This window comes from Archangium sp. (genome assembly GCF_036388035.1).
GTDB lineage: Bacteria > Myxococcota > Myxococcia > Myxococcales > Myxococcaceae > Archangium.
The window spans coordinates 1-19108 of sequence record NZ_DASVSO010000039.1; the positions used below are offsets into that span (position 1 = coordinate 1).

16 protein-coding genes are annotated in these 19108 nt (G+C 70.7%); 8 read left to right on the forward strand and 8 right to left on the reverse strand.

All coding sequences use genetic code 11. From position 1 onward, the window contains the following. The 3 genes from VF697_RS01725 to trxB all read right to left on the reverse strand — a co-directional run. The coding region (locus tag VF697_RS01725; RefSeq protein WP_331091605.1) for a cyclic pyranopterin monophosphate synthase MoaC at nucleotides 1-292 on the reverse strand (292 nt) is incomplete at its 3' end. Next, nucleotides 289-1476 (reverse strand): aminotransferase class I/II-fold pyridoxal phosphate-dependent enzyme, encoded by a 1188-nt coding sequence (locus VF697_RS01730; protein ID WP_331091607.1) that lies wholly within the window; start codon nucleotides 1474-1476, stop codon nucleotides 289-291. The genes VF697_RS01730 and VF697_RS01725, both read right to left, overlap by 4 nt. Nucleotides 1477-1501: 25 nt before the next feature. Beyond that, nucleotides 1502-2461 (reverse strand): thioredoxin-disulfide reductase, encoded by a 960-nt coding sequence (trxB, locus tag VF697_RS01735; RefSeq protein ID WP_331091609.1) that lies wholly within the window; start codon nucleotides 2459-2461, stop codon nucleotides 1502-1504. A 78-nt stretch (nucleotides 2462-2539) separates the two neighbouring features. Here trxB and VF697_RS01740 point away from each other — a divergent pair, with 78 nt between their 5' ends. From VF697_RS01740 to VF697_RS01760, 5 genes are all read left to right on the forward strand, one after another. Continuing rightward, the gene (locus VF697_RS01740; protein ID WP_331091611.1) at nucleotides 2540-2998 is read left to right on the forward strand and encodes a cyclic nucleotide-binding domain-containing protein; all 459 of its coding nucleotides are present in this window, start codon (nucleotides 2540-2542) and stop codon (nucleotides 2996-2998) included. Nucleotides 2999-3085: 87 nt separating this feature from the next. Next, entirely contained in the window at nucleotides 3086-4678 is a 1593-nt protein-coding gene (locus VF697_RS01745; protein WP_331091613.1) for a GAF domain-containing sensor histidine kinase, read from the forward strand. Next, on the forward strand, nucleotides 4675-5052 hold the full coding sequence (locus tag VF697_RS01750; RefSeq protein ID WP_331091615.1) for a response regulator: 378 nt from the start codon (nucleotides 4675-4677) through the stop codon (nucleotides 5050-5052). Before VF697_RS01745 ends, VF697_RS01750 begins: the two co-directional genes overlap by 4 nt. Nucleotides 5053-5066: 14 nt before the next feature. Next, complete coding sequence (locus tag VF697_RS01755) at nucleotides 5067-7592, forward strand: response regulator (protein WP_331091617.1); 2526 nt, start codon at nucleotides 5067-5069, stop codon at nucleotides 7590-7592. Further along, entirely contained in the window at nucleotides 7589-9247 is a 1659-nt protein-coding gene (locus VF697_RS01760; protein WP_331091619.1) for a diguanylate cyclase, read from the forward strand. The genes VF697_RS01755 and VF697_RS01760 overlap by 4 nt, the downstream gene beginning before the upstream one ends. Nucleotides 9248-9271: 24 nt before the next feature. Here VF697_RS01760 and VF697_RS01765 read toward each other — a convergent pair whose 3' ends face one another. The 3 genes from VF697_RS01765 to VF697_RS01775 are packed head-to-tail and all read right to left on the reverse strand — an operon-like array spanning nucleotide 9272 to nucleotide 11113. Continuing rightward, a complete protein-coding gene (locus tag VF697_RS01765; RefSeq protein WP_331091621.1) occupies nucleotides 9272-9643 on the reverse strand; it encodes an Hpt domain-containing protein in 372 nt (123 codons plus the stop codon). Between the two features lie 53 nt (nucleotides 9644-9696). Then, nucleotides 9697-10425 (reverse strand): immunity 52 family protein, encoded by a 729-nt coding sequence (locus tag VF697_RS01770; RefSeq protein WP_331091623.1) that lies wholly within the window; start codon nucleotides 10423-10425, stop codon nucleotides 9697-9699. A gap of 13 nt (nucleotides 10426-10438) precedes the next feature. Beyond that, nucleotides 10439-11113 carry a Tox-REase-5 domain-containing protein gene (locus VF697_RS01775; RefSeq protein WP_331091625.1) on the reverse strand — a complete coding sequence of 225 codons (675 nt, stop codon included), beginning with the start codon at nucleotides 11111-11113 and terminating at the stop codon, nucleotides 10439-10441. Nucleotides 11114-11756: 643 nt separating this feature from the next. On the opposite strand from VF697_RS01775, the gene radC reads away from it, so the two are divergent. Genes radC through VF697_RS01790 form a run of 3 tightly spaced genes read left to right on the forward strand, consistent with a single transcriptional unit; the run spans nucleotide 11757 to nucleotide 14922 of the window. Continuing rightward, nucleotides 11757-12542: a RadC family protein gene (gene radC, locus VF697_RS01780; protein ID WP_331091627.1), complete on the forward strand. Its 786-nt coding sequence runs from the start codon at nucleotides 11757-11759 to the stop codon at nucleotides 12540-12542. Continuing rightward, complete coding sequence (locus VF697_RS01785) at nucleotides 12542-12847, forward strand: DUF3006 domain-containing protein (protein ID WP_331091629.1); 306 nt, start codon at nucleotides 12542-12544, stop codon at nucleotides 12845-12847. Before radC ends, VF697_RS01785 begins: the two co-directional genes overlap by 1 nt. Before the next feature lie 2 nt (nucleotides 12848-12849). After that, nucleotides 12850-14922, forward strand: coding sequence for an ATP-dependent DNA helicase RecQ (locus tag VF697_RS01790; RefSeq protein WP_331091631.1), 2073 nt, complete (start codon nucleotides 12850-12852; stop codon nucleotides 14920-14922). A 12-nt stretch (nucleotides 14923-14934) separates the two neighbouring features. Here VF697_RS01790 and VF697_RS01795 read toward each other — a convergent pair whose 3' ends face one another. Continuing rightward, nucleotides 14935-15255, reverse strand: a complete 321-nt coding sequence (locus VF697_RS01795; RefSeq protein ID WP_331091635.1) for a hypothetical protein — start codon at nucleotides 15253-15255, stop codon at nucleotides 14935-14937. 44 nt (nucleotides 15256-15299) lie between these two features. Continuing rightward, entirely contained in the window at nucleotides 15300-18794 is a 3495-nt protein-coding gene (locus VF697_RS01800; RefSeq protein WP_331091633.1) for a tetratricopeptide repeat protein, read from the reverse strand. Nucleotides 18795-19108: the final 314 nt, after the last annotated feature.

Here is a 19108-nt window from a genome sequence, read left to right on the forward strand (position 1 = left end):
CCACGCCGGTGCGCTCCACGGTGCGCACCTGCACGCGCACCTCCAGCGCGCCCTCCGCGGGCGTGAGCGTCACCTCCACGCCGGAAATCGCAATCGGGTGGCACAGGGGGACAATGTCCGGGGTGCGCTTGACGGCCATGATGCCCGCGAGCCGCGCGGCGGCCAGCACATCCCCCTTCTCCACCTTGCCCTGGAGGATGCGCTCCAGCGTCGCGGGATGCATGCGCAGGAGCGCGGTGGCCACCGCCACGCGCTCCGTCTTCTCCTTCCCTCCCACGTCGACCATCTTCACCGCTTCATCGCCTCCGCCACCGCGGCGAGCAGGTCGTCCGCGATGTCATCTGGATCCTCCAGGCCCACCGAGACGCGGATGAGGCTCTCGCCGATGCCGGCGGCCTGCCGCTCCTCGGGCGTCATGCGACGGGCGCTCGCGCTGGCCGCGTGCATCACCAACGTGCACACGTCCCCAAGCGACGGAGCCGCCCGCGCCAGCTTCACCGCCTCCAGGAAGCGGAAGCAGTCCGGCCGGCCCGCGCCCTTGATGTCGAAGGCCACCATGCCGCCGAAGCCGCCCTCCAGCACCTGCGTCGCCACCGCGTGGTCCGGGTGGCCCGGCAGGCCCGGGTAGTGGACGCGATCGACGAGCGGCGACTCGGAGAGCCGCTTCGCCACGTGGGCCGCATGGTCGCAGTGGGCCTTCATGCGCACCGGCAGCGTGCGCACCCCGCGCAGGGTGAGCCACGCCTCGAAGGGCCCCAGCACGTCACCGGCGAAGAGGCGCGCGGCCCGCAGCGGTGCCAGCTTCTCGCGGGTGCCACTCACCGTGCCGCCCAGCGCGTCGCTGTGTCCGTTGAGCCACTTCGTCGTGGACTGCACGGCGTAGTCCGCCCCCAGCTCGCACGCCCGCTGGCCGTAGGGCGAGGGGAAGGTGGCATCCACCGCGAGCGCGGCGCCCACCTCCCGGCACGCCCGCGACAGCGCCCGGATGTCCGGCACGCGCAGCAGCGGGTTGGTGACGCTCTCGGCCAGCACCAGCTTGGGGCGCAGCGCGACGATGCGCTCGGGCGCCGAGGCGTCGGCGAGGATGACCGCCTCGACGCGCACCCCACTGCGCGCGGCCAGGTTCTTGAAGAGCGAGCGGGTGACGCCGTAACCGTCCGCCGGCATCACCACCACGTCGCCAGCCTTGAGGTTCATCACCTCGAAGACGGCCCGGAGCGCGGCCATGCCACTGGCGTAGGCCACACAGGCCTCCGCGCCCTCCAGGGCCGCCACCGCCTCCTCCAGCAGCGCGGCGTTGGGCGCCGCGATGCGCGAGTAGACGTAGTCCTTGCCATCCAGCGCCGCGTCCAGCTCGTCGCTGCTGTCGAAGAAGCTCACCGCCGACACGTGGATGGGCGGCACCACCGGCTGGGACTTGCTGCCCGTCAGTTGCGCGCCCGCGTGTACCGCCACCGTCTTCCGCTTGTTGCTCATGGGTGTTTCCGCGTCCCCTGGTGGCCTACTGGCCCTCTTCGATGAGCCAGCGCTCGGCGTCGATGGCCGCCATGCAGCCGGTGCCCGCCGCGGTGATGGCCTGCCGGTAGTAGCTGTCCTGCACGTCACCGCAGGCGAACACGCCCGGGATGTTGGTGCGGGTGCTGCCCGCCACCGTCTTGAGGTAGCCGCCCTGGTGCGTCTCCAGCACGCCCTGGAAGAGGTGCGTGGTGGGCGTGTGGCCAATGGCCACGAACAGGCCCGTGGCCGCCACCAGCTTCGTGTCGTTCGTCTTCAGGTTGCGCACCACCGCGCCCGTCATGCCCTTCTCGTTGCCCACCACCTCGTCGATGGCGCTGTCCCACAGGAAGGAGATCTTCGGGTTGTTGCGGGCCCGGTCCTGCATCACCTTCGAGGCACGCAGGGAGTCACGCCGGTGCACGATGGTGACGCTGTTGACGATCTTCGCCAGGTAGTTGGCCTCCTCCATGGCGGTGTCGCCGCCGCCCACCACCAGCACGTCCTGCTTCTTGTAGAAGGCGCCGTCACAGGTGGCGCAGGCGGACACACCCCGGTTCTTGTAGGTGTCCTCGCCCTTTACTCCCAGCCACTTCGCACTCGCACCCGTGGCGATGATGATGGTCTCCGAGTAGCAGCTCACGCTCTCGCCCTGGATGAAGAAGGGACGCTTGGAGAGGTCCACCTTCACCACGTTCTCCATGTGGATGACGGTGCCGAAGCGCTCGGCCTGCTTCTGGAAGCGGTCCATCAGCTCGGGGCCCGTAATCCCCTCGGGGAAGCCGGGGTAGTTCTCCACGTCGGTGGTGATCATCAACTGGCCGCCGGGCACGCGCTGAGCGTCCTCGAGCGTGGGGCCCCCGGCGAACATGACCGGCTCCAGGTTGGCACGCGCGGCGTAGATGGCCGCGGTGTAGCCCGCGGGCCCCGAGCCAATGATGGTCACCTTGTTGATCTTCTCCGCCACGGGTCGTCGCTCCTGTTTCTCGAAGATGGGGCGCCACCGTACCAGAGCCCTCCGGGTCGTGGTACGAACTGGCGTCACATGGATGCCTCGATCCTCAAGAAGGTTGCGCTCTTCGGGGGCCTCACCCAGAGTCAGCTCCACCGCGTGGCGTCAATCGCCCGCCCCCGGGGCTACGAGGCAGGGGCCTGCCTGTTCCGTGAAGGAGATACCGGCCGGGAGATGTTCATCATCCTGGAGGGCAAGGTCCGCATCTCCCAGCAGGTGCCCGGGATGGGCGAGGAGGCGCTCGCCATCCTGGAAAAGGGCCAGTATTTCGGGGAGATGTCGGTCATCGAGGACATTCCCCGCTCGGCGGATGCCTTCGCCCACACCTCGTGCACGCTGTGGGTCATCGAGCGCGAGCAGCTCGACCAGCTCATGTTCACCGACAAGGATCTGGCCTACGTGCTGCTGTGGACTTTTGTCCGCACCCTGTCCGTGCGCCTGCGCGAGACGAACGAGAAGATGAAGACCTTCCTGGCGCTCGCCCGCTTCTGAGGCGCACGGGGGTGCCCGGCAGCCTCGCCAGGCCCCTCCTGGATGCGTTAGGACTTCTCATTCCGCCTGTTGCGCGCGAGCCCCCGCATGATTCCACCGCCCCTGCCGGCTGACGAACCGAGGCGACTCCAGGCCCTCCAGCGCCTGGGCCTGCTGGACACCCCCGCCGAGGAGCGCTTCGACCGCATCGTCCGGATGGCCTCGCGGATCCTCGGCGTCCCCATGGCCCTCGTCACCCTGGTGGACGGCTCCCGGCAGTGGTTCAAGGCGCGGGTCGGCCTGGACTCCGAGTCCACGGAGCGCAGCGTCTCCTTCTGTGGCCATGCCATCCTCTCCTCGGACACCTTCGTGGTGCCCGACGCCTTCGAGGACCTGCGCTTCGCCGACAACCCGCTCGTCACCGGCAAGCCCCACGTGCGCTTCTACGCGGGCCACCCGCTCCACACCCCGGATGGCAGCCGCGTGGGGACGCTCTGTGTGATCGACCAGCGCGCGCGCGACTTCAGCGAGGAGGAGCGGCAGATCCTCGAGGACCTGGCCTCCTGGGTGGAGCTGGAGCTCAACGCCCTCACCCTCCGGGAGGCGCGCACCGCGCTGACGCAGCAGGAGCGCTTCTTCGAGCTGTCCGTGGACATGCTCTGCATCGCCGGAGTGGAGGGGACCTTCCGGCAGCTCGGCCGGGCCTGGTCGCGAACGCTCGGCTACTCCACCCAGACGCTGCGCGCCACGCCCCTGCTGGAGCTGGTCCACGAGGAGGATCGGGCCGCCACCGCCGCGTGGCTGGCGCGGGGCGCCCGGGGCGAGCCCCTCCCCCGCTTCGAGCACCGCTGCCGTGGCCAGGACGGCTCCTGGCATTGGCTCCAGTGGAACGCCGCCGTCAACGCCGAGGAGGGCATCCTCTACGGCGTGGCGCGCGACGTCACCGAGCAGAAGCGCCTGGAGGCCGAGCGCCGCCACGTGGAGCAGATGAAGAGCGAGTTCGTCTCCACCGTCAGCCATGAGCTGCGCACGCCCCTCACCTCCATTCACGGGGCCCTGGGGCTGCTGGGCGGCGGGGTGGCCGGGCCGCTGCCGGAGATGGCGACGGAGATGATCGGCATCGCGCACAAGAACAGCGAGCGCCTCATCCGGCTCATCAACGACATCCTCGACCTGGAGAAGATGGAGTCCGGCAAGCTGGACTTCCACCTGGAGCCGCTGGAGCTCGGAGCGCTGCTCGCCCAGTCCGCCGAGGCCCACCACGGCTACGCGCAACAGTATGGCGTCACCATCGAGCGGGTGGTGGAGGCGCCGGGCGCGAGGGCGCTGGTGGACGCGGACCGCTTCCTCCAGGTGCTGGCCAACCTGCTGTCCAACGCCCTCAAGTACTCCCCGCGGGGCGAGCGCGTGACGCTGCGGCTGGAGCGGGTGGGCCCCCGGCTGCGCGTGAGCGTGGCGGACCGCGGGCCGGGCATCCCCGAGGCCTTCCACTCGCGCATGTTCCAGAAGTTCGCCCAGGCGGACGGCTCCGACACCCGGCGCAAGGGCGGCACGGGACTGGGACTCTCCATCGCGCGAGGGCTGGTGGAGCGCATGGGGGGCTGCCTGGACTTCGTCACCGCCGAGAATGCCGGCACCACCTTCCGGATGGAGCTGCCCGAGTGGCACCCATCCCCCCCGCAGGACAAGGAGACGTCATGACGATTCGCAAGGTGCTGCTCGTGGATGACGAGGACGACATCCGGACCATCGGCATGGTGAGCCTCAGCCGCGTGGGCGGTTGGCAGACGGTGCTGGCCGCCTCGGGCGCCGAGGCCCTCACCAAGGCCGCCGCCGAGCGGCCGGACCTCATCCTCCTGGACGTGATGATGCCGGGCATGGACGGGCCCACCACCTTCGGCCAGCTGCGCGCCCAGGAGGCCACCGCGAAGACGCCCGTCATCTTCATGACGGCGAAGATCCAGAAGCAGGAGGTGACGCGCTACCTGGAGCTGGGCGCGGTGGGCGTCATCGGCAAGCCGTTCGATCCGATGACCCTGCCCGCGGAGATCAAGCGGCTGCTGCCGCCCACCTGAGGCACCGACTCGCGATGACGACACCGGCCGGGAAGATCCGTCTCTCGAAGCGCTCCGGGGTGCTCGCGGTGGGGGCGCTCGCGCTCCTGTGCGTGCTCTTCGCGTTCGGCCGTCCGATGGACGTGACCGAGCACGACGACTACCGCACCCGGATGCGCCAGCTCCGGGTGCTCAACGCCGAGCTGGAGCAGGACATCCTCCGGGCCCGCCTGGGGCTGCCGCGGCTCCATGGTGAGGTCTCGGAGGAGTTCGCCGCGTTGCGAGCACGGGCGGGGGAGCTGCGCGCCTTCCCGAGCTTCCTGCCGGAAGAGGGGCAGCGCACGCTGGGGGCCGTGCTGGACGACTATGTCCGGGCCCTGGCCGACAACGAGTCGCTCCTGCCCCGCCTCCACGAGGACAGCGTGCTCCGGGAGCTGCTGGACCGCCCCGCCAGCGCCGAGGCCGAGCGGCTCATCACCACCTACCTCCAGCTCTACGAGGCGGCCCTGGTACGCGCCGAGCGCTTCCGCGTCGTCCTCTTCGCCGTGTCGCTGCTGCTCGTCGCCTTCGTGGTGGTGGTGCTGGCGCGCCTCACGCGCACGGGCGCCGCGCTCAACGCGCTCAACCTGGAGCTGGAGCAGCGCGTGGAGGAGCGCACGCGGGCGCTGTCCGCCGCCAACACGGAGCTGCGCGACAGCGAGGCCCGCAAGGCGGCCATCCTGGAGAGTGCCCCGGACGGCATCATCTCCCTGGACGAGTCGGGCTGCATCCTGGAGTTCAACCCCGCCGCGGAGCGCATCTTCCGGCTGCCGCGGGCGCAGGCGCTGGGGCGCGACTTCCGCTCCGTGGGGCTGGCCGCGTCCGTGACGGCCGAGCAGCGCGAGACGGTGACGCGGGCGCTCCACGCCAACGCCTCGTCCGGGCACGTCACCCGCCTGGAGGTACCCGCCCTGCGCGCCGACGGCGGCTCCTTCCCCTCCGAGCTCACCCTCCTGCCGGTGCGCGCCGACGGGGCCCGTCGCTTCACCGCCTATGTGCGCGACCTCACCGAGCGCAAGGAGGTGGAGCGGCTGAAGAACGAGTTCGTCTCCACCGTCAGCCACGAGCTGCGCACCCCCCTCACCTCCATCCGCGGCTCCCTGGGCCTGCTGGAAGGCGGCATCCTCGGGGAGCTGCCCGAACAGGCCCAGGACATGGTGCGCATCGCCCGCACCAACACCGAGCGGCTCATCCGCCTCATCAACGACATCCTCGACCTGGAGAAGATGGAGGCGGGCAAGCTGGAGCTGAAGCTGCAGCCGGTGGACGTCACCGAGGCCCTCGAGGCCACCTTCAGCGGCGTGCAGGCCATGGCGGATACGGCGCGGGTGCGCCTGCGCGCCGAGGCGGGTGACGCGGGCTCGGTCCGGGCGGATCGGGACCGGCTCATCCAGGTGCTCACCAACCTCATCTCCAACGCCATCAAGTTCTCCCCGGCGGACAGCGGCGTGGTGGTGCGAGCCGCTCGGGACGCGCGCGGCGCGGTGCGCTTCTCCGTGGTGGACCAGGGGCCGGGCATCCCCAAGGAGAAGCGGGACAGGCTCTTCGGCAAGTTCCAGCAGTTGGACAGCTCGGACACGCGCTCCAAGGGCGGCACGGGACTGGGGCTGGCCATCTCCCAGGCCATCATCGAGCAGCACGGCGGCCACATCGAGGTGCAGAGCGAGCCGGGCCAGGGCGCCACCTTCACCTTCTCGCTGCCGGCGGTGCGCCAGGACTCGAGCACCGTGCCCCTCATGGACCAGTCCCGCTACAACGTCCTGGTGGTGACGACGGACTCGGAGCTGTCCGGCCTGCTGCGCGGACTGCTCACCCACGAGGGCTACCGCGTGCTGCGCTCCCCCTCGCTGGCCGAGGCGACGCGGCTCATCGAGGTGGGCGCGCCGGACATGCTGGTGCTGGACACCCGGTTGCTGGAGGGGGATGGGCTGGACCTGGTGCGGCGGTTGCGCGAGGACCCCCGTACCCGCGAGATGCCGGTGATGGTGCTGTCGGGCGGCTCGCCGCAGGAGGAGGCGATTCCCCCGCTGCTGGTGGACTGGATGGTGAAGCCCTTCGATGAGGCGCGCTTCCTCCAGACGCTGCGCCACGCCATCCGCCGGCCCGGCCGAGCGCGGGTGCTCCTCGTGGACGACGACGTGGCCACGCGCCAGGTGTTGCGCGCGCAGATCGAGCGATTGGGCGCGGCCTGCTACGAGGCCGAGGACGGGGAGAGCGCGGTGGCGCTGGCGCGCGAGACGCCGCCGGACCTCATCCTCCTGGACGTGGGCCTGCCCCGGCTGGACGGCTTCGAGGTGGTGGACATCCTCCGCCAGGGCAAGGGTCGCGGCACGCCCCTCATCGTCTTCACCGGGCGGGACCTGACCTCGAAGGACCAGCACCAGCTCACGCTCGGCATCACCCGGCACCTGACGAAGGCGCGCACTTCCGAGGAGGAGCTGATGGCGTCCGTGAAGGAGCTGCTCAACGGGCTGCTGGCCCGCCGTGACGGGGAGAAGGCCTCCCAGCCGGAGAGCACATGACGCGGGGAACCTCCGGCGACGACGTGGCCGCCGAGCTCGATGAGCTGAGCCTCAAGTACGCCGGGCGCCTGGGAGACAAGGTACGGGAGCTGACGGCGGCGGTGGAGCGGGCACGGGCCGGCTCCCCCGAGGGGCTGGCCGAGGCCTTCAAGCTCGCCCACACGCTGCACGGGACGGCGGGCTCCTACGGTTTCCGCCCGGTGAGCCTGGCGGCGAGGAGCCTGGAGGCGCTGCTGCGGCCGGCTCGGGACGGCGTCGGGACGGCGGACTGGAGCGCCGTGGAGACCGCGCTGCGCGCACTGGCGCACGAGGTGGCCGCGGTGACCACGCGACTGCAACCGGCCGCCCCCGCTCCCAGCCCCGCCCGGAGCACGGGACCCACGGCGGCGGAGGGAGCGGGGACGCTCGGCACGGTGCTGGTGGCGGACGCGGACGCGGCATGGCTCGCCGAGGTGGAGCGGATGGGCCAGGAGCGGATGGTGCGGGTGGTGACGGCCCGAGCCGCGGACGAGGTGGTGGCGGCGGCGCGGCGGCAGTCGCTGGATGGGGCCCTGCTGCACGTGGACCTGGGTGGCCAGGAGGGCGGCTTCGACGCCGCGGGCCGGCTGCGGGGTGAGGAAGGCATGCAGACGCTGCCCCTGGCCTTCTTCGGCGAGGGAGGCGACGTCCACTACCGGCTGGCGGCGATCCTCGCGGGCGCATCACTCTACCTGCCCCGGCCCTTCTCCGCGCAGGAGCTGACCGAGGCGGTGGAGGGAATGGTGGCGGCCCGGCGCCCGGAGCGCTCACGCGTGCTGGTGGTGGACGACGACCCGGACGCGGTGCGCACCCTCAGCGCCGCCCTGACGAGCCAGCAGGTGGAGGTGGTGGGACTGAGCGAACCCCACGGCCTGTTGGAAGCACTGGCCGAGCACCGCCCGGACCTGCTGCTGTTGGACGTGGAGATGCCGGGCCCCAGCGGGTTCGACCTGTGCCGCATCGTGCGCTCCATGCCCGAGTGGCGGGAGCTGCCCGTGCTCTTCATCACCGCGCACTCGGGAGTGGAGTTCCGGGTGGAGGCCTTCGAGGCGGGCGCGGACGACTACCTCGCCAAGCCGGTGCTGCCCGCGGAGCTGCGGGCTCGCGTGCAGTCCCGGTTGGAGCGGACGCGGCTGGCGCGCGAGCGGGCCGAGCGCGACGCCCTCACGGGCCTGCTGCTGCGCCGGCCCTTCCTGGAGGGAGTGCGGGCGCGGCTCGCCGAGGCGCAGCGGACGGGCAGACCGCTGGCGCTGGGCATGCTGGACGTGGACCACTTCAAGCAGGTGAACGACACGCACGGGCACCTCGCGGGGGACAGCGTCCTGGTCCGGCTGGGGCGCTTGATGACCTCGCGCTTCCGCAAGGAGGACCTGCGGTGTCGCTGGGGCGGCGAGGAGTTCATGGTGGCGCTGCCGGGACAGACGGCGCAGAACGCGCGGGACATCCTGGCGCGCACGGCGGCGGAGGTGGAGCGGCTCGACTTCGAGGGGGACAAGGGCGAGCGCTTCCGCGTCACCTTCAGCGCGGGGATCGCGGTGGCCCCCCAGGACGGCACCACCGTGGAGACGCTGGTGCGCGTGGCGGACGAGCGGCTCTACCGGGCCAAGAGCAACGGCCGCAACCGCATCGAGACCTGAGCCCGAGCGACGCGCCAGGAGGCTTCACTCCTGGAGGCCCAGCTCGGCCAACATGAGCGGCCTCGCTTCCGCGAATGCTCGCTCCGCCTCCGCCAGCAGCTCGCCCACGGCCTCCAACCCGCGCTCCTTGGTGAGCTTCTCCAAGGCCATGCAGAGCTCATGCAGCCGCATGAAGCCGAACATCCCGGTGATGCCGGTCAGGCTGTGGGCCTGGAGCTCGAACTCCTCCGCATCGCCCGTGGCCAGCAGCTCCCGCAGCCGCGCGAGTCGCGAGGAGGCACGGGTCAGGAAGTCGCGCCCCAGCTCGACGACGAGGCCCGGCTCGCCTTCGTCCTCCAGGGCTCGCAACTTCGCGATGCGACTGACATCGAGCAACGGAGCGACGGAAGAGGCCATGGGGACATCCTGCACTACCTACGGATTCTGGGGTGGGAGTCATGGAAATCCTATCACTGGCCTGGAGCCGAAACCCAGGGCTGGAGAGGCTTCAACAAACCCGCCCGGTCCAATACCTCCGCGACATGGTGGGCCAGCTCCACATGAGCGGGATTGCTTGCGGTGAAACGTTCGGGAGTGAGGACGACGAGCGTGCCCTTGTCCTCCACGGGCTCGACGTGCACGGGGGCAGGCAGCGGCGGCACCGGACCCCGGCGATGGGAAAAGTACATCACCCAGCCAGGGAACGTGCCTACCTTGGTGGCCTTCAGCACCTGGTCTCGATGAACGTGGGAGGTCACAACGCCCCACTCCGGATCCCAAGACAGAGCCATCGCGCGAAGTATCTGGGTGAAAACAGGGGCAGACGACACTCGCTCCGCGACAGGGCCTTCTGAGGGCGGCCTCAGCACGCACGTGCCGGGAACAATCAGGGACGAAGAGCCACAGGAGAATCGGAGCGTGCTGTCGTCACTGCGCTCTCCATTCCAGGCACTGATGGAGAAACCGCCTTTAACCCCCTGAGCGTCGTCCCTGCCGAACATCTCCAGAAACGTCGTGGCGTCAGGCTCGAAGCGAAGCTTCAATGCGTCCTCACGCGAGTACGCTTTTTCGAACCACTGGGTAAAGGTTGGATCGCAACGGTTCAGGAGGCGAAAGAAAGATTCCGCGCGAGAGGCGCATATCTCGGCCGATTCCTTCCGGCCAAGCCAGTAGCTGCCCGCATAGTAGGTCTCGCTCATTCGGAATTCTTCCTCACGGCAGTGCAGGCCTGTGGATGACATCGATCATGCCCAGTCCTTCATCCATAAACCGTATCCGCATGGCGTCCGCGACCTCTCGTTCCGCGAAATACCACTGGATGGGAGTGCCATTGGCTGCTTCGACTTGCCTCATTGCTTGCTCCACCATCTTCTCAGCTCCCTTGAACCATCCTCCGGGCTCGCCACCCTTCTTGAAAAAGTCGAGGTATCCAGGACCCTTGGCCTCCAGCAATACGCCGTTCTTGTACCCATCGAACTTCACGTCTCCAACCTTGTAGACGTAGCCCTCCGGAGCCCCCGTGATTTGCGCCTGATACTCGTGCGCGGGCCGCTTCATGGACTCGGTGGCCTTCACCCACTTTCCAGGTCCTCCGGGCGGCGGAGGTCTGGGCACATGGCCGCCACCACTCCCCATGTTGGCCATGTGGAGGATGTAGAAGGAGCCCACCGCCGGACCGACCGCCGTGACGAGCTGGCCCACCGGCACCGCCACGAGGCGCAGAGACATCGTTCCTTCGGTGGACAGGGAGAGGAGCGGCATCCCGAGACGCCCCAGTCGACTGCCCGCGGAAGCGATCCGCGCACTGCCCACCCCCGCGGTGCCCACGGTGATGAGGACGTTGGTGAGCAGGCGCGACACGGCGCGAACCTGCGCCCCGTGAGGCATCGCACGAAAGTGCTCCCAATACTCGGGAGAGCTCTGGATCAGCGCCCGCACGGCTCCTGGTAGCTGCGCCAGCCCTTCCAGGCTTTCAATGGGGTGCATCACGAGGGCCCGAAGTCCCGCAGCCCTACTTCGGCCGAGAGCAGCGCGGAGAGCAGTCGCATGGCCTCGGCTGGAGACAAGCTGCGTCTGTTCCGTGGGAGTTGCTCCGTCGGCACTCCTGTGCGCACCAACAGTCCGTGGAAATAGTCCACGTCCAAGAACTCGGACTCGATGGGGCCGAGCTCTCCCCGGGGCGCCCGGACCCTTCCGACCGGCCCAGAAGGAGTTCCAGGGACGGTTCCGCCGAACGTCCCACGAACTGGCCGCGCCTGCGTGCAGTCGGCACCAGAGGCGCAGCCCAAGTAGAGCGAGGAACCGCGCCTCTCGCCCTGCGTGGTGCCGCAGGCGGAAAGGCCCACCAACAGCATCAGCAAGACGAAGCGCACGGGATGGATGGCCATGGTCACCCCCCATCGTAGGCGAGTGCCCCCGTCCCGGCAGTGAGCCGCTCCGTGCGCAATGAGACGGTGGGGCACGGCGCTCCCGAGGGAAGCACGCTCGGCACGCGCATTGCTCATGCCGCTGGGCGCGGACGGAGGGCGGGATGGAACGGCGTGGGGCGATGGGGACGGTGGAGTGGGAGGAGTCGGCGGGCAATGGGTCGGTGAGGGAGGTGAAGGAGGTGCTTTCGGAGGCGGAGAGTCCTCGGGAGCGCCTCTACAGGTTGGGGGCGTCGGCCCTCACCGACCCGGAGCTTCTCTCCGTGCTGCTGGGCTCGAGCGCGCGCACGCAGGTGCTGGCGGAAGCGCTGCTCGCCACGAGGGGTGGGCTCAAGGCACTGGTGCAGCAGGACCCGAGGGAGCTGCGCGCGCGTCCGGGAATGGGGGCGGTGCGCACGGCGCAGGTGATGGCGGCGCTGGAGCTGGGACGCCGGGCCCAGCGCGTCACCGAGCGGCGGCCGCGCCTGCGCACCCCGAAGGAAATCTATACGTATCTCGCGCCCACCCTGAGCGCGCTGCGGCGCGAGGTGTTCCACGTGCTGTGCTTCAACGCGCGCAACGTGCTGCTGCACGACGCCCGCGTGGCCGAGGGCACCATCAACGCGTGCCCGGTGGACCCACGCGAGGTGTTCGCCGCGGCCATCACCTCGCGCGCCTCGGCCATCGTGCTCGCTCATAACCACCCCTCGGGAGACCCGGAGCCCTCGGGACAGGACCTGGGCCTCACCGCGCAGCTCATCGAGGCGGGCCGGGTGCTGGGCATCAAGGTGCTGGACCACGTGGTGGTGGGAGACGGGACGTACACCTCGCTGATGGAGCGGGGCGAGCTGCCGCTGCTGGGCGGAGAGACGAGAGGGCCATGGAGCATGGTGGGAGAGGAGCGTGGGTGATGCTGGGTGCAATCGGAGCGGTGGCGTGCGGTGGGGGCGCGGTGCAGGTGGAGGTGCTGGAGGACGAGGTGGCGCAGGTGGTGCCCTTGGGCGGCGGCCGGGCGCACACGGTGCCGCGCGCCACGCTGCCCTCGAACGTGAAGGAGGGAGACGTGGTGAGGGATGGCCGCCTGGATGCCGAGCTGGGGACCCGGCTGGCCCGAGAGGCGGCGGAGTGGCGGGCGCGCCTGGCCGTTCCAGTACCTGACGGGCTGGACCTGGACTCAGGAGGCGCTGAGTCGTTGACGCCCCACAAGGAACGTTGAATATGCGTCGGATGACGGTGGCCCTGCCCTACTTCGAGCAAGCCCAGGAGGGATTGGTCCGTCATTTCGGGCTGACCGAGTTCAGGCCGGGGCAGGCCCAGGTCATCAGCTCCGTGTTGAGCGGGCGCAACACCGTGGTGGTCATGCCCACGGGCGCCGGCAAGAGCCTGTGCTACCAGCTCCCCGCCATGCTGCTGCCCGGGGTGACGCTCGTCATCTCCCCCCTCATCGCGTTGATGAAGGACCAGGTGGAGCAGCTCACCGCCCGGGGCATCTCCGCCACCTTCATCAACTCGTCCCTGTCGGACGTGGATCGCGCGGAACGCATCCGCCGCATGCGCGTCGGGGAGTTCAAGCTCGTCTACGTGGCGCCCGAGCGCTTCCGCAGCCCGAGCTTCCTGGACGCGCTGGCGCAGGTGGGGGTGGACCTGCTCGCCATCGACGAGGCCCACTGCATCTCCCAGTGGGGCCATGACTTCCGGCCGGACTACGCGCAGCTCGGCCAGGTGCGCAAGCGCCTGCGCCCGCCGCGCACCGTGGCCCTCACCGCCACCGCCACCCCCGAGGTGCGCGACGACATCGTCCGCTCCCTGCTGATGAAGGACCCTCAGGTGTTCGCCGAGGGCTTCGATCGGCCCAACCTCTTCCTGGAGGTGCTCGAGGTCGGCGGGGACGAGGACAAGCGCCGGGCCTGCGCGGGGCTCGCGGCGCTGGGGGGCAGCGGCATCATCTACGGCTCCACCCGCAAGTCGACGGAGAACATGCACTCCGCGCTGCTCGAGCGGGGGGTGAACGCCATCCTCTACCACGCGGGCATGGACGACGACGCGCGGCGCCGGGCCCAGGACGAGTTCATGTCCGCCAAGGAGGCGGTGGCGGTGGCCACCAACGCCTTCGGCATGGGCATCGACAAGCCGGACATCCGCTTCGTGGCCCACGCCAACATCCCCAAGGCGGTGGAGGCGTACTACCAGGAGATCGGCCGCGCGGGACGCGACCGGGGACCGGCCTTCGCCGCGCTCCTCTTCAACCACGCGGACGTCTACACGCAGGAGCGGCTCATCGAGAGCAACCACCCCTCGGAGGCGGTGCTCTCGGACGTGTGGAACGTGCTGAGAAGCGTGCCCGAGTACGACAAGGGCATGCATGTGCTGGCCGCCCAGTCGGGCGCGAGCGAGTTCGAGATCTCCTCCGTGCTGCGCATCCTGGAGCGCGAGGGGAAGATTGAACGCGGTGGCCGCGGCGAGGGCGAGTACGGCATCACCCTGACGGAGAAGGCCCCCACGACGCAGCCGCATGCCCCGGACGCGCGGCGCCTGCTGGCCTCGCTGCTGGAGACGTTCCCGGTGGGGCGCTCGGCCACCACGGAGCTGCCCATCCTCGCGCGGCGCACCGGGCTGTCCGGCGATGACATCCAGCACGCGCTGAAGCTGCTGGAGCGCGCGGGGGCGGTGCAGGTGCGCCGGCCCTTCTCGGGCCGAGCCATCCGCGCGCTGGAGCAGGTGCCCTTCCGCGAGCTGGGCGTGGACCTGAGCAAGCTGCGCGAGATGGAGCGGCGCTCCATGCTGATGCTCAAACGGATGACGGACTACGCCTACACCAAGCGCTGCCGGCGGGCCTTCATCCTCCATTACTTCGGCCAGAAGGACACGGACGCGGACGCGAACTGCGGCAACTGCGACACGTGCGCCGGCAGCCGGTTGAAGCGGCTGGAGGGCGTCTCCCGCCCGGCCACCGCGCCCCGCGCCACGCCGACGCTCGCCCCGGGACGGCCCGACGGCTACAGCGAGCTGGCCGCCACCGAGCTGCGCCGCTGGCGCAAGGAGCTCGCGAAGGATCTCGAAGTTCCCCCCTTCATCATCTTCAACGACGAGACGCTGCGGGGACTGGCCGCGGCACTGCCCATCGACCGGGCGGGCTTCCTCGCGGTGAAGGGCACGGGCGAGAGCCGCTGGGAGCGCTTCGGACCCAAGGTGGTGGAGATCTGCCTCATGGCGCGCGCCGCCGGCCACGAGCCCATTCCGGTGGCCCCCGTACCGCCCCGGGTGCGCAAGTCCCGCGGCACCCGGCACTGAGGCGACGCCGGGCTACCCTCGCGGGGAGCGGCGCATCACCAGGCCGCGCAGCGTGCCCATGAACACGCCCACCAGCACCGCGAGCAGGAAGATGATGACGATGGTGGTGGCGCCGAAGACGAGCCGCACCGTGGACTCGGAGATGTTGCCGGCGAAGTAGGCATCGCGCAGCGGCTGCATGCCTCCCACCAGCTCCAGCGCCCGGGCCGGCAGCGAGTCCAGCGACAGGGACAGCCGCTGGAGGAAGATGGACGGCCACAGCCGCCGCGCCCCCTCCACCACGGTGCCCACCAACAGGTAGAGGATGGAGAGCAGGAAGGCGTTGCCGCTCATGATGCGCATCAGCGGCAATGGCGGAGGAGTCTGGGCTTCCACGCTTATTTTCCCCCTGCCCGGCGCTGCAGGGCCGGCAATGCCTTCTTCACCCGGCTCGCCTCGGGAGAGGCGCCCGCCAGCTTGAGGAAGGACTCGTAGGCCTGCACCGCCCGAGCGGTCTCCGCGGGGTTGCGCACGAGCGCGTCCGCCTGGACCAGCCAGACCGATCCGTCCACGGGCTCCAGCTCCACCGCGCGGGAGAGCGCCTTCATCGCGGCCGCCTCGTCCCGCTGCTTCAGCGCCACCTGACCCAGCACGAGGTGGCTCCGCCCCGAGGAGGGCGCCAGCCGCACCGCCTCGTCCGCGGCCTCGCGCGCTTCCTTCGTCGCACCCGCCGCGAGCAGCACCCGGGCCCGGGCCGCCTGGGCGAAGCCCTTGTCCCACGTGGTGGGCGCCTTGTCCGCGAGGCCCTGCAGCACCTTGGCCACCGCGCGTCCGCCCGAGCCGCCCACCCAGTGCTCACCCGACTGGCCGCACGCGACGTCCGGACCCTCGCGCCGCGCCGCCTCGAAGGCCTTGGCCGCGTTGGCCGCGAGGCCCTGCCGCAGGAAGGCGAAGGCGATCTCACAGAAGGTCTCCGGCGACTTCGGGTCCAACCTGTTGGCGTTCTCCAGCTCGCCGAAGCCGCCCCGGGTGTCCCCCAGGGCGAAGAGGACGGCGGCACGAGCGCGGTGGGCCTCGGGGTCGCTCGCGGCCAGCTTCACCGCGCGCCCGGCGGCCGCCTCCGCCTCCTTCATCCGGCCCAACTGGAACAGCGCCATCGCGAAACCCTTGTGGGCCGCCGCGGCGCTCGGGTTGTCGAGCTGCCACTCCTCGAACTGCCTGCGGGCCTCCTCGGTGCGGCCCAGCGCCAGCAGCGCCCGGCCGAGCGCCTCGCGCGCCTCGCCGTGGGAGCCATTGAGCGCCACCGCCTGCGTCAGCGGCTTCATCGCCAGGTCCGGCTGGCCCCGCGAGCCGAGGAGCCGGCCCAGCGCGCACGAGGCCTCGTAGTGCCGCGCGTCCTCCGCCACGGCCGCCTCCAGCAGGGTGCTCGCCTTGTCCGCGGCCTTGTCCTGCCAGTGCATGAGCGCCAGCGCCGTGCGCACCTCGGCCTTGGCCGTCTTCGTCGCCGCGAGCGTCTTCTCCAGGGCCTCGCGCGCCCGGTCCCGCTCGCCCTCGGCGGCATCGGCCTGGGCCAGGTAGATGATGGCCTCGGCGGGATAGAGGTCCTCCACGCGCGTGCGGGCCACCTCCGTGCGGACGCGCTTCCAGTCTCCCAGCTTCGCGTACGCCGCGGCGCGCACCAGCGCCACCTGACGGCCCTCGCCCTCCACCTTGGAGAGCACCTCGCGCTCGCGGTCACGGTCCAGCAGCGCCCGGCCCACGCCCGCCCGCGCTTCTTCGCTGTCGGGCTGGAGTTCGAGGGCCTCCTCGAAGGCCCGCTGGGCGGCGGACATGTCCCCGGCCGCGCGGTTCGCCTCACCGAGCGCGAGGAAGGTCTCGTAGGCCAGCGGCCCCTTCATGCCCTCGGCGAGCAGCGTCCGGGCCTCGCGGGCCTTGCCGAGCGCGGTCATCAACCGCCCCTGCACCAGTTGCTGGCGCGGGCGCAGCGCGACCGGCAGCGCCGGGTCCGAGGCCAGCCCCTGCACCTCCGAGAGAGCGGACTCCAGCTCCTGGCCGAGCACCAGCCGGGTCTCCGCGAGGCCGAGGCGCGCCACCGGGTGCTCCGGGGCCAGCTTCGCGGCGCTCGTGTACACCTTCAGGGCGTTCACCGGGTCACCCGCGTGGAGGTAGTAACCCCCGAGCGACAGCAGGGCGCGCACGTTGCGCGGCGACAGCTTGAGGGCCCGCTGGAGGCGCTCCAGGGCCTCCTTCGTCTTGCCCGACTCGAGCAGGACGGTGCCGGCCAGCCCCTGGGCCTCCGAGGTCTCCACCTTGGCGCCCAGGAGGGTGCGGCGGGCGGAGTCGCGGCCCTGCGCGTCGGCCACCAGCACGTCCACCACCAGGGAGAGCCCCAGGTTCTCCGCGCGCACGTTCGGACGGTTGAGCGCGGCGAGCGCCTGCGCACGCTCCTCGGCGGAAGCGCTGTCGGCGTAGCGCACGGCATGCGCGTGGGCCGAGAGGGCCCAGGCCCGGGTGTTGTCCTCCTCCAGGTCCACCACGTGGCCGAGCAGCGAGAGCGCCTCCTGCCGGGCAGGCTCCGTGTCCTGCTCGATGAGCCGGGAGACCCGGTCCAGCGCCGCGACGAGCGCCTGGCCCCCCTGCTTCGCCCGAACGATGAGGAGCACGCCGAGCAGCACCACCAGGGCGCCCATCGCCGCCATCACCTTCAGCGTGCGACCGGAGAAGAAGGAGCCTCCATCCTTGGGGAGGAGCTTCTCGCGCAGCTCGCGCTCGTAGGCCGCGGTGAGGGTCCCCACGTCCTGGACGGGAGCCTTGCGGCCCACCGGGGAGACCGCCCGCGCGGGAACCTCCTCGACGTCCGCGGTCGCCTCGGGAAGCTCATCGAGCAGCCCACGCCGGGAGCCAAGCCCCGACGGCGGAGGCGAGAGCACGGGCCCACGCCGCTCGGGCGCGAGCAACACGGGGGCGGGCCTGGGCTCCTCGAGCGACGGCAGATCCGCGAGCAGTCCACCCTCGCTCGACGGCTCGGGCTCGCCTTCCTCCACGGCCTCCGCCGCCTCCGGGCCCTCCTCGCTGGAGGAAGCCTCCGCCGACACGGCCAGCGGCGCCTCCTCGACGGGCAGCGCCTCCTCGGGAGCCTCGCTCGGAGCGGCGTCGACCGGAGTGGCGTCGACCGGAGCGGCCTCGAGCGGCGCGCCCCCTTCGAGCTCACCGGCCTCGGGCGCCAGTACGACCGGGGCCTCTTCCGGGGCCGCCACCTCCGCGACCTCCAGCACCGGGACGGTGGGGCCCTCCGGGGCCAGAAGAGGAGCCGAAGCGGCCGGAGCCTCCGCCGCCTGGGCGGACGCGGCCTCTGGAGCCGGCTCGGCGGGAGCCTCGGACGCCTCGGGAGAAGCCTCCGGACCCGAGGCCTCCACCTTCGCGGCGGGCTCCTCCGCGGTCTTGGGCTCCAGGGTGTTCAGGTCGTTGAACTCCGGAGCGGGCCCGCCCGAGAGCGCCGCCTGGGCCTGCTCCATCCACCCGCGCACGCGGGCGTCGTTGGGCTGCAGGGCCAGGGCCTTGCGCAGGATGGGCAGCGCCGAGCGGAACAACCCGCGCTGCAACAACACCTCGGCGATGAGGTTGTAGGCGTGCGGGTTCTCTTTATCGATGGAGACGGCCTGATCGAACTGGGCCATCGCCTCGGCGGGACGGCCCAACAGGATGAGCGCCTTGCCCCACAGCACCCGACCCGTCACCGAGTTGGGATGATGGGAGATGCCCTGCTCGCAGACGGTAATGGCCCGAGCGGCCTCCCCCTTGGCGACGAGGGCCTTGGCCAGTTCGACGAATACCGACGATGCAGGATCCTGGGCGAGGAGCTGCTCGTAGCGCTCCACCAACGATTTGGCCATGCGGCCCGCGACCATAGCACCGGGCCGCGTTCCGTTTCGCCCCCTCTGGAATGGGTGCTAGCGTCCTCCGGGTGATTCGCCTGCTTGCTGTGCTTCTCGTCCTCACTCTCGGTGGGGCCTGCGCCCACACGAAGAAAACCTCGGACACGCAGAGCCTTCGGCCCGTGGTGGAAAGCTTCCATCAACGTGTTCGCTGGAAGGACTACCGGATCGCCGCCCGCTACATCGTCCCCGAGCGTCGCAAGGACTTCGAGCGGGCGCGCCGGGAGCTGAAGGACGAGCGCGACTTGTCCATCACCGACTACGAGATCGAG

What these genes read in the sequence shown, in the direction of transcription:
- VF697_RS01800 (WP_331091633.1), bottom strand. Translation starts at nt 18,794, where the DNA reads ATGGCCAAATCGTTGGTGGAGCGCTACGAGCAGCTCCTCGCCCAGGAT.
- VF697_RS01745 (WP_331091613.1), top strand. Translation starts at nt 3,086, where the DNA reads ATGATTCCACCGCCCCTGCCGGCTGACGAACCGAGGCGACTCCAGGCC.
- VF697_RS01775 (WP_331091625.1), bottom strand. Translation starts at nt 11,113, where the DNA reads ATGCCTCACGGGGCGCAGGTTCGCGCCGTGTCGCGCCTGCTCACCAAC.
- radC (WP_331091627.1), top strand. Translation starts at nt 11,757, where the DNA reads ATGGAACGGCGTGGGGCGATGGGGACGGTGGAGTGGGAGGAGTCGGCG.
- VF697_RS01755 (WP_331091617.1), top strand. Translation starts at nt 5,067, where the DNA reads ATGACGACACCGGCCGGGAAGATCCGTCTCTCGAAGCGCTCCGGGGTG.
- VF697_RS01730 (WP_331091607.1), bottom strand. Translation starts at nt 1,476, where the DNA reads ATGAGCAACAAGCGGAAGACGGTGGCGGTACACGCGGGCGCGCAACTG.
- VF697_RS01765 (WP_331091621.1), bottom strand. Translation starts at nt 9,643, where the DNA reads ATGGCCTCTTCCGTCGCTCCGTTGCTCGATGTCAGTCGCATCGCGAAG.
- VF697_RS01795 (WP_331091635.1), bottom strand. Translation starts at nt 15,255, where the DNA reads ATGAGCGGCAACGCCTTCCTGCTCTCCATCCTCTACCTGTTGGTGGGC.
- VF697_RS01790 (WP_331091631.1), top strand. Translation starts at nt 12,850, where the DNA reads ATGCGTCGGATGACGGTGGCCCTGCCCTACTTCGAGCAAGCCCAGGAG.
- VF697_RS01770 (WP_331091623.1), bottom strand. Translation starts at nt 10,425, where the DNA reads ATGAGCGAGACCTACTATGCGGGCAGCTACTGGCTTGGCCGGAAGGAA.
- VF697_RS01740 (WP_331091611.1), top strand. Translation starts at nt 2,540, where the DNA reads ATGGATGCCTCGATCCTCAAGAAGGTTGCGCTCTTCGGGGGCCTCACC.
- VF697_RS01750 (WP_331091615.1), top strand. Translation starts at nt 4,675, where the DNA reads ATGACGATTCGCAAGGTGCTGCTCGTGGATGACGAGGACGACATCCGG.
- VF697_RS01760 (WP_331091619.1), top strand. Translation starts at nt 7,589, where the DNA reads ATGACGCGGGGAACCTCCGGCGACGACGTGGCCGCCGAGCTCGATGAG.
- VF697_RS01785 (WP_331091629.1), top strand. Translation starts at nt 12,542, where the DNA reads ATGCTGGGTGCAATCGGAGCGGTGGCGTGCGGTGGGGGCGCGGTGCAG.